This window comes from Paenibacillus sp. M-152, assembly GCF_003856555.1.
GTDB classification, from domain to species: Bacteria; Bacillota; Bacilli; order Paenibacillales; family Paenibacillaceae; genus Paenibacillus; species Paenibacillus polymyxa_C.
This window is the reverse complement of record NZ_CP034141.1, coordinates 1,199,258-1,213,785: the sequence shown is the minus strand read 5'-3', so window position 1 is coordinate 1,213,785 and position 14,528 is coordinate 1,199,258. Positions and strand designations below refer to the sequence as shown.

The following is a 14,528-nucleotide window of genomic DNA, read 5'->3' as shown; positions in this document are numbered from 1 at the left end:
TCTTTGTCTTTCACTTCACTTTTTTTAAGTAGAATTACGTATAATCAACGAAGTCTTGTAGATTTTCGTTATAGGAGCAGATCGCATCCCCTTCAATCGCCGGGTAAGACATTCCGTAACATCCTTTACCATATCAGGAATACAATTGGTTAATGTGGTCAGTTCCGGATTAGTCATTAATCCTACAGGATGGTTATCAAATCCGATGACGGACATTTCTTGAGGCACGGATATCCCCCTTTGCTTTGCTGCTTTCAATAAACCAGTAGCTACAAAGTCACTACCTGTTATCATTCCATCCGGCAATTGGTCAGAAGTAAATAATTGTTCTCCCAAGGCATAACCATCTTCCATAGTCATCAGACCCGTATAACATTGTGATTTTGTACAGGCAAGACCGAATTGTTGGTGAGCCATTTGAAACCCATTCCATCTTTTCTCTTGCAATTGTGTCAGGTGATCCATACAGAAAAACAGATGACGGCGCCCCTTGGACAGCAAATATGCTGTCGCTTGAAAGACCGCATCTTCTTCATCCAATCGAAAGACATCAAGAAACTCTCCATCCATCGCTTCGTTGCATATGATTCCTATGTGAGAACCTATATATTCTTTAATTTCTCTCTCCGAGAAATGGGAATGAGCAATAACCACGGCATCCATTTCTCGACGTGCCAATCGGGCATACACTTCACGTTCATACTCCCGGGATAATTCGGTCTGATAGATGACAAGTTGATACCCCATTGAGCCTAAAGATCGACTTAATGTACTGACAAGCTGACTGAAATAAGGATGTTCCACATCCGGGACAAGCACACCGATATGATTACTGGCCTGTAGACGCAACTGAACCCCCTGCGTATTGCGGACATATCCCAGCTCCGTAATGGCTTTCTGTACTTTTTGTCTGCTTTCAATAGATACATGAGGATGGTCATTTAACACACGTGACACCGTCGACTTGGAGAGACCGCTTACACGTGAAATATCAATTATGGTGGGCAAAATTAACACCTCATCTAAAGTATTGACCTGGGAACGTTCCCTGCAACTATGATATCGTTAACAAACTATAGGAGGAGCTATACTCATGAAAGTCATATATACCCCCGCTGTAACCGAATATCTGATATTGTTTGATTTTGACGAAACTTATTATCCGCATGAATGTTTGCCTGAACAACTCAAAATGGTGTACGAACTGGAACAATACCTCCAGCAGCTTGCCAGAAATCATCAGGTAAAGATAGCTTGGGTCACCGGAAGTAGTGTTCAGCAAATACAAGCAAAAATGAATATAGCCGGTATGACGCAGCTCCCCCATTTTATAGCGAGCAATCTGGGCACAGAGTTGTGGGAAGTCGAGCCTGACGGACAACTGGTCGCTGTTCCATCATGGGCAAAGATCATAAGGGCCACCGGATTCTCTCGAAGAGATGTAGAAGATTTAATTAGCGAATTAAAATCAACATTCAACATTGTTCTTCACGAGCAGACTCAATTGGGTCAATCGCGATACAAAATGAACTACTATTATTATCCGGTATCAGCAGTCAAAACCCAATATGATATAAGTATCATCAGGCATCTGGCTGCAAATCATGGGATCGGAATTAATATCAATATTTGCAATCCCAAGGCGGGTGATCCGGAGCACGCATATGATGTCGATTTTATCCCCGCAGGAACTGGAAAGAAAGCGGCTGTGCAATTCCTGATGGATTATAGTCAGGTACCCCTGTCCAAAACATTGGCTTTCGGTGACAGTGGAAATGACATCGAGATGCTTCAGATGGTTGCCCATGGCTATCTTCTCCAGAATGCAACAGCAGAGGCAAAGTCATTCCACAACAACGTTGCCCCTTATCCTTACGCCGAGGGAATTTTGCATGTATGCAGAAATTTCTTTGGGGAGTAATTCATATTATGGCGTTTGCCCAGCTATATTTAGCCGATCTAAGTCCCGGTAAATCGTGCGAACCGGCACTCAAAGAGCATCGCTAGATCTTGCGCACGAACTTGATTCGTTCGTTTTTAATTTTCTACACAAAAGTCACTCCATCCTGCCCATTAGTTAAACAAAGGCAGCCAATCACTTTGATCGGCTGCCTTCTTGTTTGTATTGAACTATCGTATCCCGTTAGCGTAATGGGTTCATTGTCATTAGCCTCAACCGCTTACCTGTTTGCTCAGACTCTTGGCAATAGCTGGGGCATGATGCTTTTGCCATAATCCAAGACGTACTTATTAATCTCTGAGACAAGTTTTGTGTCCTTAGTTTTGTAGTGCACCTTGTTAATTACGAAGTAACCTGTACTAGAATATTGCTCATCACTCGAAAACATCAACGTAAAACGATAAAACAAAAAAGCCGCTAAAATAGCGACTTCAAATGGGACTATGCTCTTGTCCCCCGACAGTTAATCCAGATACAAAATCTCAATCTCGCCCGGAGCGAAGGATTGCTCTGCGTAATTCCCCCCCCAATCACAAAGCGATCTCAAAATGGGTTCAAGTGATTGACCCAGTTCCGTCGTTGAATATTCCACCTTAGGCGGTACCTGATTGTACATCTTTCTGCGAATTAATCCGTCTGTTTCCAGTTCCCGAAGAGTTTGAATCAGCATCTTTTGCGATATATTATGAACGAGTCGCTTAAGCTCTCCCGTCCGTTTAGGTCCTTTTATTAAATAGTACAGAACAAGCCCCTTCCACTTTCCTCCGATAACCTCTAGTGTAACTTCCAGTTCACAGAAAAATGTTTTCATATAATGCACCATCTCCCGATCTAAGAATATCCCCTTCATGTATCGCTTGATCCTTCAAGGATCACTGAAGGAAAAATTGAACGTTACATGGAGGGGATAATACAATCGCATTTAAGTTGATTTAAAAATCTTTGTCGTTTGAAAATTATTATGTCCTGGTTAAACTTGAGCTACTCCGCCATCTACGAATAATTCAACGCCGTTCATATAGCTGCTTTCATTAGAGGCTAGGAACATGACAGCATTGGAGATCTCTTCAACCTGCCCCACTCTGCCGAGCGGAATATCATTTTTTGCCTGTTCAAGTAAATGATCTAGTTCAGAGCCAAATAACTCATCGTACGCCGGCGTTACGATTGTTCCCGGACTAAGGATGTTTATACGAATTTCGGTCCCTCTCATATCAAGAATCCAGCTGCGGACGAGCTGTCTGATCGCTGCCTTGGATGCACCATAGATACTAAACGCTGGCATCCCCATCGAGCCAGCAGTGGATCCCGTTAGAATAATCGAACCTCTTTTATTTGGAAACAAAGCTAATGCCTTTTGTACTGTAAAGATGGTTCCTTTCACGTTGACATCGAAAGTCTTGTAGTATTGTGCTTCTGTAATTTCTCCTAATGGAAGAAATGACCCTAGTCCGGCATTTGCAAAGAGAATGTCCAAGTGTCCCTTTTCTCGCTTAACTGTTTCGAATAATATATCTAGATCTTCCGATTTAGATATGTCACCTCGGACACCTGTAACATTCTTTCCGATCTGCTTTACTGCTTCATCCAGTTCACGTTGTCTGCGTCCCGTGATAAAAACGTAAGCCCCTTCTTTTACGAACTGTTGTGCCGACGCGAGACCGATGCCGCTTGTACCTCCGGTTACAACTGCTACCTTCCCGTCAAATTTCCCCATTCTATTACACTCCTTTTATAATGATTTATATGGTATAGGATGCTCTGTCTGCTTCATGAACCTCCTATGAACGATAGTATGGGGGAAAAGTTACAAGAAAAACAGTACCCACTTTTTTGTGATATAGTCACCAAAAAGTGATAATTGAGGCGGCACAAGTGTTTGTTTTTACAGCCTAACAGATGGAAGTGAGCTCCATTAAGTTTGAGATTGTATATGTGCTTTTAATTTCTGCCGGACTTATTTGTCCGGTTCTGTTGACCCAACAGGTGTCAATGCCCGACTGAAGAGCACCTTTGATATCCGTATTTAATGAATTTCCAATGACAAGCGCATCCTTTCTATTAAATTCTGAAATATGACTTATGACGTAATTGAAAAATTCTTCCTTCGGTTTTTGATAACCAATGCTTTGCGAATCAAAGATATCCTCGAAAAACTTATATAGCCCAGACTGCTTCAAGCGTTTGATTTGCGTGTAAGTGATACCATTCGTGATTACGAACATTCGATGGGTCTTTGATAAGCGATGACAGACATCCATTGCGCCTTCCATAAGCAACTGGTTTCCATCTCCCAACAATTCTCTATACAAACCTTCCCATTCCAAGCCGACCACGATTTCCCCCATTCTCAACATTGTAAAAGAGGGCTCCATTAATTACTCACCACATGATACCACGTATTTGAACTATCCTGCCCGTTAGCTTAATGATTCGTCATCAGTCTAGAATTTTATTTTCTTCTGACACCGATATAATAAAAAAAGCCGCTTAAATAGCGACTTTCAATAGGAAATGTCTATGTAAATACTATTTTCAATCTTCCCTTTTTACCGGATAGCCTATTTCCTGGATATCCTCTTCAAGATCAGCGAGTTCTAATTCTTTATCTAGACCTTTAAGCATTTCCCAATCCAAAGGCTCTATATCGAATATTCGCTGTACGAGCGACCGGTCCAGTGAAATCTCGTAATACTCCGTTGCCCAAGCATAATAATGATCCGCTTTGCCGTTTAAAATATGCAACAGGTGGTAGGCCTCGGCATCCAGTTCCTTACTTGCGGACCATGCCTGGTTGCCTTGCAACTTCCATGTGCAAAATGTAGCCACATCCATAATAAACGCTGGTTCCTTTAGAAATCCCTCAAACTCGTTAGGCACGCCTTGCAGCACATCATGTGGCCCATGCACCCGATTAAACCGCTGGTCAAACCCTTTGATGATCAGTCCGGTTGGCTGAAACAGCGCAAAATAGTGATCCCCTTCGCCGTCCCTCATCGATGCCATTTGTTCATTCTCATCCCAATGAGCGTTGTACGAATAATATCGGTATTCCCACTCCGGCATAAGGATAGCGTCCAGGATGATTTATCCTGTGACTTTTGATTTTATGGTGATTATTAGGCCCCGTTAGAGTCTCGTGAACGTGATGTAATCGACTTGGGCAGGCTCTGCCGATTCGATCCGAAGTGTCCGGTTGATCTGTCCCCGGTGATATTGCCCATGTAAGAGGACCTGCAACAGGATGTCCCGGGCGGACGTTCGGAACGGAACCCCACTCTGATTCTCATAGTCAATCATCTCATCCAGCTCGAATTCCTTGAGCCCATCGATATAGACGCGATATTGCTCAACGTTTTCTTCGAACATCGTCCGAATCGCCGTCAGGTCTTCCGTTTCCTCCCACAACGAATATTGCGCGCTACCCTTGCCCTGCAATCGGTCCAGCCAGACTCGTTCCGCGACCGCAACGTGCCGAACCAGCTTCAGAAGGTCCTTGTTCTTCGTCTTACTCTCCTCGAGCGCGTCCAAGATGCGTCCGTCCGCCCAGTATAGGTGGTCCATCATGCACTTGATTGTCTTCATTTCGGTCTCCCCCTCTTCTTTCATCGATTACTTGAACCTAGTGTATCTCGTTAGTTTAGCGACTTCAAACTTTTAAATACTTATCACACGCCATACAGATTTGCCAATGAAGTTACAGACTTACCTGTAACGTTTAGGATAAGGTTGTTTGTGAGATTTGTAAAAAGTCGGCACCAAGTGGAACAAGAACGAAGTGGTCTGAATAGTGTTGTACAAGCGATAGCGATGGGAATTGGCGTCCCAGCGAACAAATAAAGTCAACCGACCCTGAGTCTCAAAAAGTGAATCAAAAAATCAGTGAGTATATGGAGGTGCTGAAGAATAAGCGAGTCAACTTCCCTACACTCCGCAGCAGCGTTCATCCATGGGTATCAAAGCCCTACTTATCAATCATCCATTTTTGATCTTTTGTAGGCTAGTGGTGTCATATTCATCGCTTTTCTGAATCTTTCTATAAAATAGCTCGTACTGTTAAATCCGACCTTATAGGCAACTTCTGTAACGTTGGATTCTGCTTGTTGCAGTAAGACTAAACTTTTTTGAATCCGATAATCCATTACATAATTCAACGGAGTTACCTTTAAAATTCGTTTGAAATATCGGCAGCACTCCGAACGGCTCAATTGACCCGCTTTTGCAATATCATCTAATGTGACTTTTTCAGCATAATGCAAATAGATCCAATTTAACATTTGCTTGATCCGTTGACTCTTTACCATTTCCATCTGGTCGTATTCTAATTGAAAGCCATTAATGACTAAGTTTTTCCAAATCAGTGTTAAATGCATGGTGATATCCATCTCAAAGTATGGTGATTTTTGTTGAATATATTGATTCATTTTCAAAATGGCATCTAAAATGTTTTTACCCCAAAGCTCGTCCGAATCTATGTATACATAAGGTAAATTAGTCGCTTGAATATAAGGAGCTACGTAGGGTGTGTAAAGCTCTTGCGATAAAACGAAATGAGGAGAAACATTTAGACAGATATAGACGCAACCCGATTCATTCTTATCTTCCGCCATATGTAGGCAGCCACTATTTATAAACAACCCATCACCTTGTCGTACGATTCGTTTATCCTCATTTATTTGAAAGATCGCTTCTCCTTTTTCAACCAGAACAAATTGAATTTCATCATGCCAATGAAGGGGTACATATCCATGTATATTTTGGTTAATTGTTGTTTCATAACATGCCACCGGTAGTACGACCGTCCGATGCTCAGTTAGTTCTTTTAGGTTTTGGTCAATCATAAAATTTTTTATTTGCAAATCACCACAACCTCAATATATTTATATTTTATCATCAAATTCAAGTATAATTTAAAATATTTTTCACCTATTATAACACTATTATTATATTTCAAGGTGGAGAATATTCATGGATAAATCAACTAGAAGAACAGGATTATTTCTTGTTATCACAGGAGCTATATTCTGGGGGATCAGTGGGACTGTTGCAAAAAAACTTTTTCTACAAATCGATGTAAATTGGCTTGTAACAACACGCTTGCTCATAGCTGGTGTTTTACTCTTGGCCCTTCAATTTATAATAAAAGACCGTACACAAATATGGGGTGTATGGAAAAATAGAAAGATCGCTTTCCAACTCATTGTTTACGGTTTGGTTGGTATGCTAGCGGTTCAATATACGTATATGGCATCCATTCAAAGTGGTAATGCCGCTGTTGCGACATTATTACAGTATTTAGCACCTGTAATGATTATCATCTATTTAGTTCTGCGAAAGCACCTGGTCTTCACACGAAAGGATCTATCAGCTATTTTCCTGGCTTTAGTGGGTTGTTTTTTCTTGTTAACAAACGGCTCTATTTCTCAACTATCCGTTCCGAAGATCGCAATCGTGTGGGGCCTTTTATCAGCAATAGCCCTGGCTTTTTATACCTTATACGCAATTCCTCTTTTGAAGCAATACGATTCCCTGGTTATTGTGGGTTGGGCGATGGTCATCGGCGGTTTTGGACTAAGCTTGATTCATCCACCCTGGCAGATCGATTTTAAAAGCTTGACCCTAGAAACCTATTTATATCTAGCATTCGTTATTATATTCGGCACAATGATAGCATTTTGGTTCTATATAGAAAGTTTACAAAGCCTTTCACCTAAAGAAACAAGCTTTCTAAGTAGTTTGGAACCACTAGCTGCTGTTTTAACAACTGTATTTTGGTTAAAAGAACCCTTTGGTTTTTTCCAATGGATTGGTGTATTATGTATCATCGGACTGATATTGTTACTGGCATTCAATAAAAAGTCTTCTTCATAAATCCTGCCTTCATGTGTACGTTATGCACCGGTACCTCAGGCTGAATCAAGACTACTAGCCTCAATCTTGAATATGGTTTCTCCCATTAAGTAAAAGAGGCACATCAGTGTAGATGTGCCTCTCTCATTTTGCCTAGAATCATTCGTTATTCATTCTCCATCGTGCTGATGTCGATCACAAATCGATACCGTATGTCTGAAGCTAGTACTCGCTCCCAGGCTTCATCAATCTGGTTAGCCGAAATAACCTCGATCTCTGGAGTGATAGAGTGTTCAGCGCAAAAGTTAAGCATTTCCTGCGTTTCGCGGATACCGCCAATCATCGATCCAGCAAACGACCGACGATGACCGATAAGAGATAAGACTTGAACAGGCAATGGCTCCGCTGGCGCACCAACATTGACCAATGTACCGTCCAGTGCCAGCAATGAAAGGTAGGCGTTAATGTCGATTTTCGCGCTGACCGTATTCACAATCAGGTCGAACGAACCGGCCAGTTTCTTAAACGTTTCCGGATCGTTCGTGGCATAATAATGATCCGCACCAAGCCGCAAACCGTCTTCTTTCTTATTCAATGTTTGTGATAAAACCGTAACCTCTGCCCCCATGGCATGAGCAAGCTTTACAGCCATGTGTCCAAGCCCGCCAAGTCCAACAACAGCTATCTTTTTGCCAGGAGCGGCTCCCCAATGGCGCAGCGGCGAATACGTTGTGATGCCGGCACACAGCAAAGGAGCAGCGACATCAAGCTCTATACCATCAGGAATGCTAACTACGAAGTCTTCAGTTACGACGATGTGAGAGGAGTAACCACCTTGCGTATATTGCCCGTATCTGTCGTAGGCTCCATAGGTGCCCGTATTACCATTTAGACAATACTGCTCTTCTCCCTGATGACAGTTAACGCACTCTCCGCAGGAGTCAACCATACAGCCTACCCCTACTCGGTCGCCAACGGCAAACTTTCTGACCTCCGAACCAACCTGGGTGACAATTCCGGCAATCTCGTGCCCTGGAACGAGCGGATAGTTCACCGGTCCCCACTCGCCGCGAGCTGTATGAATATCAGAGTGGCAAATACCAGCGTACTTAATCTCAATGAGAACATCATGCGGTTGGAGATCCCTGCGTTCTATCGTGGTCAGTTTGAATGGACCTTCTGGACTGAATGTAGCGCGTGCATTAGTAGTTATCATTATCGTATAACCTCCTGCAATTCATGAATTATTGGTTATTTTAATCGTGTTACTTAGCCTATTTAAACATGGAGACAATTCCTTATCTTGAAAGTGATCGAGTGAGAGTAAACATGTAGTTTCTTAGTAAAATGGCTACAAAACCTAAAACCAATGATAGTAGTCCCACAAATATGACGTATTGTGTATCCATTTCTGCTATAAAGAATCCACCGACTGTGGCACCAAATGTTACTCCCAAGTTAGCAGATGTTAAAAATAATCCATTAGCGAAATCAGGCGCTTCAGGAGTAGAAGACGTCATCAGATATTGATTCATATTCCCCCCGAAACCGGCTAATATTCCCCAAATTAATGTTATGATCGCCATGGGTACGCTAAGCTGTCCTGTGAAGAACATAATGATGTAAACAGCTCCCAGTACAAAAGGGAAAGATACGACAGATTTGATCGCACTATTAATAAGTAGCTTTCCTGCGACTACATTTCCAATAATGTTGGCTCCACCGTATATAAACAACACTAAGCTAATTGTATTCGAAGACATATTCGTAACAGTTTTCAAATATTCAGCAAAATAACTGTAAACACCGAATATTGCTGAGTTCATTAAAATAACAGTCACAATGGAAAGCCAAGTAGCTGGTTTTTTTAATACAGATAATTGTGCTCCGTAAGAAAGTCTTTCCTCAACAGGCATCGATGGTACAAATAGTAATGTAGCGATAAATACCATAATGTTTACGGCAGCAAAGAATACCATCGACATCTGTAAAGAAGCAGCACCTGCAATCAAACTTGCGATTGGTACACCGATTACCATACCGGCAGATACTCCAATAAAAACTTTCGAAACAGCTTTTGGAGCTTCTTCCTGACTAACCGAGGCCGCAGCTACAGTAAATGCCAATGAACAATATACAGGATGAAAAAGTGCAGGTACTACACGAGCAACAAGTGCAATCGTAAAATTAGTCGTAAAAATTGAGACGACATTCCCTAAAACGAAAACACCAAGCACAAGTAACATGACCTTTTTCCGATTTATACCCGAAAACAATAAAGGTAAGATGGGCCCAGACACTGCAACCGCAAGTGCAAAAGAACTTACCAACCATCCTGCTGTTGATGCACTCACATGATAGTGTTCGGCAATGGAGGGCAATAAGCCGATCACCCCCATTTCGGTATTTAAAATGCCGAAGACTCCTATGGTTAATATAAATACAAGTAAATTTTTCTGATTAACCAAAATCAAGGTTCCTCTCTTCACTTTTGAAATTACCTATACAACACGAAGTTGATAAGCAAAGCACATTGTTTAATCAACTCATGTCTATTATTATATGATTAAGAAGCGTAAAAACAATGATTAAAAATCCGCGATGTGTTGATATATCAACACATGAATCAAAAGTGTTAATTATCGCAGAAGGCTAGGTGACATTTTCGATGACCAAAGTGGATCGGAGAATTCTTAAAACTCAAGAATCCTTGAAAAAAGCTGTTATTGAACTGATGACTGAAAAAAACTTTGATGAGATTACCATTCAGGATATTGCGGACCGGGCAAATGTAAACCGCGGAACCATTTATCTTCATTATCAGGACAAATATGATTTATTGGATAAACTCATAGAGACACACCTTAACGAATTAGGGGAGATGGATAAGTGGGCATGTGAGTTGGATTGGACCGATGCTCTTGTACCTTACTTTGAATATTTTAAGGAAAATTATTTATTTTTTTCGACCATGTTAGCAAGTAAAGGGACACCATCATCTTTTAGAACTCGGCTTTTTGCCTCTTTTATTGAAGGATTTAAAGGTGAGATCGACAGAGAAAGCAGCAGGAATACTGAATTAAGTGAAGATGTTATGTTGCAATATGCTGGAAACGCCTATGTAGGAATAATTGAGTGGTGGATTCGGAATGGAATGCCATATCCGCCGCAAGTTATGGCCAAACAAATCGGGGTTTTGTTAGAGAGAAGTCTATAGTTTATAACAAGAGCGTACTGCATAATTTGCCAGGACGCTCTTGAACTGTAATCATATTTTTCCATTCAGCTGTAATTCAACCCAGCTTGATGAATTAAACAGGAACGATTTATCACCCAATAGGTGTTCCATCAGGCAGTTTAATATCTGGTTTCAATAGAACCACGTCCCCCTTCTCGGGGATTCCTCCAAGGACTAATACTTCTGAATTAAAGCCTGCTATCCGTCGAGGAGGAAAATTGACTACAGCTATGATTTGTTCCCCTATAATCTCTTCAGCCACATATCTTTTTGTAATTTGTGCACTCGATGTTTTTATTCCAATATCTTGTCCAAAATCGATTTCAAGTTTAATAGCAGGAACTTTGGCTTCTGCAAAAAACTCAGCTTTAATTATAGTTCCAACCCGAATATCGAGTTTCAAAAAATCATCAATCGTTGCCATGTAAACATTCTCCTCATCGATTGTATTCTTAAAAATTTCGCGATAATCAGTAAACAATTTTAATATTTTGCAACTGTATACTTTAAGGATTTTGCCCAAAAATACATCCCCATACCGAATAAAGTCATGATTCCACCTATGAATTGAAATGCAGACATGATTTCTCCTAAAAATAAGTAGGCGAGAAGTATGGCGAGAACCGGCTCTCCAATAATACCCACTGACACAGTAGTTGCCCCCATTGACTTCAGCAGCAGATTAAAAATATATTGACCAAAAATAGTTGGAATTACTGCAAGTAATAAAAAATACGTCCAATCCGACGAGTCATATTCGGTCAAGGAATAATGATTCACCAAATTGTAGACTAGCAGGACACTGCCGCCAAGAAAAAAAACAATCACACTATAAAAATTTGCATTTATTTTGTGACTTACCTTCTGTCCTGCCAGCATATAAGCTGAAATCAAGATTGTTCCTAATAAAGACAACCCATCTCCGATTAATGCCTCTTTCGAAGTCCCAATGTCTCCCCAAGCTATAATGATTGAACCGATAAGAGCAGCGATCAAACAAAAAATAGTGAATAGGCTTGCTCGTTCTCTAAACATAAAGTAGGAACCAATCATTACAAATAAAGGCTGTAAGGATAAGATGACCATGGAGCTCGCAACTGAGGTATACACCAAAGATTCCATCCAGAATAAGAAATGTAACCCGAGAAAAAGACCAGCCATGAAAACGGTACCCCAATCTTTTTTGGTCATTTTTATGGAACGGAACATTTTCCAGGGTACAAAAGGAAGCATTAGTATGACTGACATATACAATCTATACATTCCAGCCACGGAGGTTGGAGTGTCTGAGGATTTTATCATGATGGAAGAGATGGAAACCGACAAAATACTGATGAACAGCAAAAAGTATGGATGCAAGGGTAGAGACGTTTTATTTATTTTCATAATGATCCTCTCAGTTGTTTTTGAGCAATTCTCTGTGCACAGAAAATTTGAATAATAAACTGAACTGAGTATAATAATATCACCGCTTTTATTTATTTTGTGTAATTATATCTTTTATTTATATAGGAATATCGTCATAAGAAAGGACTTTCATTTCAATGGAAAAACAATTGCACGAGACCATTCTCTATCCCGATGTTTCATTTCCATACATCATGTACACCCATACAATTCATGAAAGTTTTCCTAAAGGTAGAGGATTTAACGATTTACATTGGCATGAAGAACTACAGATCACTTTGGTTACTAAAGGAAAACTAGTTATACAAGTGAACGGAATTGATCATGAATTAGACACAGGCCAGGCCATTTTAATTAATAAAGGTGTTCTTCACGTTACTACACAACTTTCACACAACGGTCAATATGTCAGCTTTAATTTCCCGGAGAAGCTGCTGGCCTTTTATGCAGATAGCGCGATGGAAAAAAATTATGTACTGCCTTATACAAACTCTTCCTTAGTGTCACTAGTAATTAAGGGAGATGTTGAATGGCAAATTCAAATACTGCAAATGCTTTGGGAAATGAAACAGAAGTTTGATATGAAAAAAAAGTGGGGTTGGGAATATGAGGTATCCATCAAAACGGCACAATTATGGTTAATCTTAATATCTAATATTTCTCTTTCTTCTGAGGAAGCACCTAAATACGTGAAAATACAACAGGAAAGACTTCAATTGATGCTTAGCTTTATCCATCAAAACTACACAAACAACATAACACTACAAGAAATTGCCGCTATAGCACATTTAAGTGTTTCAGAATGCACTCGTAGTTTTAAGCGAACCATTCATATGACACCTTATGATTATTTGATCAAATATCGCATCAAGAAAAGCAGCGAGTTATTAACCTCCACACAATATACCATAACTGAAATAGCCCACAAAGTGGGCTTCAATCATGTAAATCACTTCATTCAGTCTTTTAAAAAACACTATAAAAAAACACCCAAAGAATTCCAGAAATTCAGAAATGATTTTATGATTAAGGAATGAAGTAGCCAGTATTTTGAACTGCAAAAAAGGAGATAGCGCTCGCCATCTCCCTTGCTCTTCCTACTTACACTTCCTGCTTAAAAACATAGTACCTACACAGGTGGTCGGTGAGCGGAGCGGGCAGAATTGTTCTGAAGAAGCGGAGCGTTCGCCTTTGCAACGGGATTTTAACCTTACCAGGTGTCATATAAATGAAAAAATCCCGTTGCAACAGCGATCGGAAGAATAATCTGCACGCGTAGCGCCTCCCCGACATACTCCCAAACAAACAACTATGTTTTTAATCCCCCACCCGATTCAAAAACACCTTCGTCCGCTCCAACTGCGGATTGCCAAAAATCTGCTCCGGTGTACCGGATTCCGCAATTTCTCCATTGTCCATAAAAATGACGCGATCTGCCACGTCTCTCGCGAAATTCATTTCGTGGGTCACGATGACCATCGTCATATGCTCCTCAGCCAACTTTTTGATCACTCGCAGTACCTCACCTGTCAGCTCGGGGTCAAGGGCCGAGGTTGGCTCGTCAAACAGTAAAATATCAGGGTTCATCATCATTGCCCGGGCAATCGCCACCCGCTGCTTCTGTCCCCCCGACAATCGGGACGGATACGCATCCGCTTTGTCCGCCAAGCCGACTTTAGCCAGCAACTCGGCGCTCTGGCGTCGCAACTCAGCCTTGCTCACCTTTTTCACCAGCTTTGGAGCCAGTTCCAGATTATCCTGCACCGTCAAATGAGGGAAGAGATTAAAATGTTGAAACACCATGCCCATTCCGGTAGTAATGCTCTTAATGTCGCCTGCTGGAGCATAGTGACCGTTTTCCACCAGGGCTTTATCATGGATGCGAATCGTCCCGCCTGTCACATCCTCCAGATGCACCAAGCTGCGAAGCATGGTACTTTTCCCTGAACCTGAAGGGCCGATGACAGCTACAACCTCGCCCGACTTCACGTTAAAGCTCACTCTTTTCAGAACGTCGAGCTGGCCGAATGATTTTTTCAAATCGGTTACTTCTATTGCGTTAGTGTTCATATC

At 41.2% G+C, this 14,528-nt stretch carries 16 protein-coding genes; 4 read left to right on the top strand and 12 right to left on the bottom strand.

All coding sequences use genetic code 11. The annotated features are described in order from the left end of the window. Positions 1 to 24: 24 nt before the first annotated feature. On the bottom strand, positions 25 to 1,017 hold the full coding sequence (locus EGM68_RS05410) for a LacI family DNA-binding transcriptional regulator (protein WP_240664127.1): 993 nt from the start codon (positions 1,015 to 1,017) through the stop codon (positions 25 to 27). Between the two features lie 76 nt (positions 1,018 to 1,093). Between EGM68_RS05410 and EGM68_RS05405 the strand changes: the two genes are divergently transcribed. Then, positions 1,094 to 1,921, top strand: a complete 828-nt coding sequence (locus EGM68_RS05405; RefSeq protein WP_129548777.1) for an HAD-IIB family hydrolase — start codon at positions 1,094 to 1,096, stop codon at positions 1,919 to 1,921. A 502-nt stretch (positions 1,922 to 2,423) separates the two neighbouring features. Here the strand turns inward: EGM68_RS05405 and EGM68_RS05400 are convergent. From EGM68_RS05400 to EGM68_RS05375, 6 genes are all read right to left on the bottom strand, one after another. Next, a complete protein-coding gene (locus EGM68_RS05400; protein ID WP_019685981.1) occupies positions 2,424 to 2,771 on the bottom strand; it encodes a winged helix-turn-helix transcriptional regulator in 348 nt (115 codons plus the stop codon). 159 nt (positions 2,772 to 2,930) lie between these two features. Next, positions 2,931 to 3,677 (bottom strand): SDR family NAD(P)-dependent oxidoreductase, encoded by a 747-nt coding sequence (locus EGM68_RS05395; protein ID WP_025676179.1) that lies wholly within the window; start codon positions 3,675 to 3,677, stop codon positions 2,931 to 2,933. 175 nt (positions 3,678 to 3,852) lie between these two features. Next, entirely contained in the window at positions 3,853 to 4,317 is a 465-nt protein-coding gene (locus EGM68_RS05390; RefSeq protein WP_240664126.1) for an HAD-IA family hydrolase, read from the bottom strand. 178 nt (positions 4,318 to 4,495) lie between these two features. Further along, entirely contained in the window at positions 4,496 to 5,026 is a 531-nt protein-coding gene (locus EGM68_RS05385; RefSeq protein WP_240664125.1) for a hypothetical protein, read from the bottom strand. 63 nt (positions 5,027 to 5,089) lie between these two features. Continuing rightward, the gene (locus EGM68_RS05380) at positions 5,090 to 5,545 is read right to left on the bottom strand and encodes a DinB family protein (protein ID WP_129548775.1); all 456 of its coding nucleotides are present in this window, start codon (positions 5,543 to 5,545) and stop codon (positions 5,090 to 5,092) included. Between the two features lie 386 nt (positions 5,546 to 5,931). Further along, the gene (locus EGM68_RS05375) at positions 5,932 to 6,819 is read right to left on the bottom strand and encodes an AraC family transcriptional regulator (protein ID WP_025676174.1); all 888 of its coding nucleotides are present in this window, start codon (positions 6,817 to 6,819) and stop codon (positions 5,932 to 5,934) included. Between the two features lie 109 nt (positions 6,820 to 6,928). On the opposite strand from EGM68_RS05375, the gene EGM68_RS05370 reads away from it, so the two are divergent. After that, positions 6,929 to 7,831: a DMT family transporter gene (locus tag EGM68_RS05370; RefSeq protein WP_129548774.1), complete on the top strand. Its 903-nt coding sequence runs from the start codon at positions 6,929 to 6,931 to the stop codon at positions 7,829 to 7,831. A gap of 145 nt (positions 7,832 to 7,976) precedes the next feature. On the opposite strand, the gene EGM68_RS05365 is transcribed toward EGM68_RS05370, so the two are convergent. Continuing rightward, positions 7,977 to 9,026 (bottom strand): NAD(P)-dependent alcohol dehydrogenase, encoded by a 1,050-nt coding sequence (locus EGM68_RS05365; RefSeq protein WP_129548773.1) that lies wholly within the window; start codon positions 9,024 to 9,026, stop codon positions 7,977 to 7,979. An 82-nt stretch (positions 9,027 to 9,108) separates the two neighbouring features. Beyond that, complete coding sequence (locus tag EGM68_RS05360) at positions 9,109 to 10,278, bottom strand: MFS transporter (protein ID WP_129548772.1); 1,170 nt, start codon at positions 10,276 to 10,278, stop codon at positions 9,109 to 9,111. A gap of 200 nt (positions 10,279 to 10,478) precedes the next feature. Here EGM68_RS05360 and EGM68_RS05355 point away from each other — a divergent pair, with 200 nt between their 5' ends. After that, positions 10,479 to 11,027 (top strand): TetR/AcrR family transcriptional regulator, encoded by a 549-nt coding sequence (locus tag EGM68_RS05355; protein WP_025676170.1) that lies wholly within the window; start codon positions 10,479 to 10,481, stop codon positions 11,025 to 11,027. A gap of 112 nt (positions 11,028 to 11,139) precedes the next feature. Here the strand turns inward: EGM68_RS05355 and csaA are convergent, their stop codons facing one another. Further along, on the bottom strand, positions 11,140 to 11,472 hold the full coding sequence (gene csaA, locus EGM68_RS05350; RefSeq protein ID WP_013369641.1) for a chaperone CsaA: 333 nt from the start codon (positions 11,470 to 11,472) through the stop codon (positions 11,140 to 11,142). Between the two features lie 59 nt (positions 11,473 to 11,531). After that, the gene (locus EGM68_RS05345; protein WP_129548771.1) at positions 11,532 to 12,434 is read right to left on the bottom strand and encodes a DMT family transporter; all 903 of its coding nucleotides are present in this window, start codon (positions 12,432 to 12,434) and stop codon (positions 11,532 to 11,534) included. A gap of 158 nt (positions 12,435 to 12,592) precedes the next feature. Between EGM68_RS05345 and EGM68_RS05340 the strand changes: the two genes are divergently transcribed. After that, entirely contained in the window at positions 12,593 to 13,492 is a 900-nt protein-coding gene (locus tag EGM68_RS05340) for an AraC family transcriptional regulator (protein ID WP_013369638.1), read from the top strand. 280 nt (positions 13,493 to 13,772) lie between these two features. Here EGM68_RS05340 and EGM68_RS05335 read toward each other — a convergent pair whose 3' ends face one another. Further along, positions 13,773 to 14,525 (bottom strand): amino acid ABC transporter ATP-binding protein, encoded by a 753-nt coding sequence (locus EGM68_RS05335; protein ID WP_013369637.1) that lies wholly within the window; start codon positions 14,523 to 14,525, stop codon positions 13,773 to 13,775. Positions 14,526 to 14,528: the final 3 nt, after the last annotated feature.

Excerpts from the sequence above, each read along its gene's own strand:
- EGM68_RS05405 (WP_129548777.1), top strand. The coding sequence starts at position 1,094 with ATGAAAGTCATATATACCCCCGCTGTAACCGAATATCTGATATTGTTT.
- EGM68_RS05400 (WP_019685981.1), bottom strand. The coding sequence starts at position 2,771 with ATGAAAACATTTTTCTGTGAACTGGAAGTTACACTAGAGGTTATCGGA.
- csaA (WP_013369641.1), bottom strand. The coding sequence starts at position 11,472 with ATGGCAACGATTGATGATTTTTTGAAACTCGATATTCGGGTTGGAACT.
- EGM68_RS05365 (WP_129548773.1), bottom strand. The coding sequence starts at position 9,026 with ATGATAACTACTAATGCACGCGCTACATTCAGTCCAGAAGGTCCATTC.
- EGM68_RS05355 (WP_025676170.1), top strand. The coding sequence starts at position 10,479 with ATGACCAAAGTGGATCGGAGAATTCTTAAAACTCAAGAATCCTTGAAA.
- EGM68_RS05390 (WP_240664126.1), bottom strand. The coding sequence starts at position 4,317 with ATGTTGAGAATGGGGGAAATCGTGGTCGGCTTGGAATGGGAAGGTTTG.
- EGM68_RS05380 (WP_129548775.1), bottom strand. The coding sequence starts at position 5,545 with ATGAAGACAATCAAGTGCATGATGGACCACCTATACTGGGCGGACGGA.
- EGM68_RS05340 (WP_013369638.1), top strand. The coding sequence starts at position 12,593 with ATGGAAAAACAATTGCACGAGACCATTCTCTATCCCGATGTTTCATTT.
- EGM68_RS05335 (WP_013369637.1), bottom strand. The coding sequence starts at position 14,525 with ATGAACACTAACGCAATAGAAGTAACCGATTTGAAAAAATCATTCGGC.
- EGM68_RS05370 (WP_129548774.1), top strand. The coding sequence starts at position 6,929 with ATGGATAAATCAACTAGAAGAACAGGATTATTTCTTGTTATCACAGGA.
- EGM68_RS05385 (WP_240664125.1), bottom strand. The coding sequence starts at position 5,026 with ATGCCGGAGTGGGAATACCGATATTATTCGTACAACGCTCATTGGGAT.
- EGM68_RS05345 (WP_129548771.1), bottom strand. The coding sequence starts at position 12,434 with ATGAAAATAAATAAAACGTCTCTACCCTTGCATCCATACTTTTTGCTG.
- EGM68_RS05395 (WP_025676179.1), bottom strand. The coding sequence starts at position 3,677 with ATGGGGAAATTTGACGGGAAGGTAGCAGTTGTAACCGGAGGTACAAGC.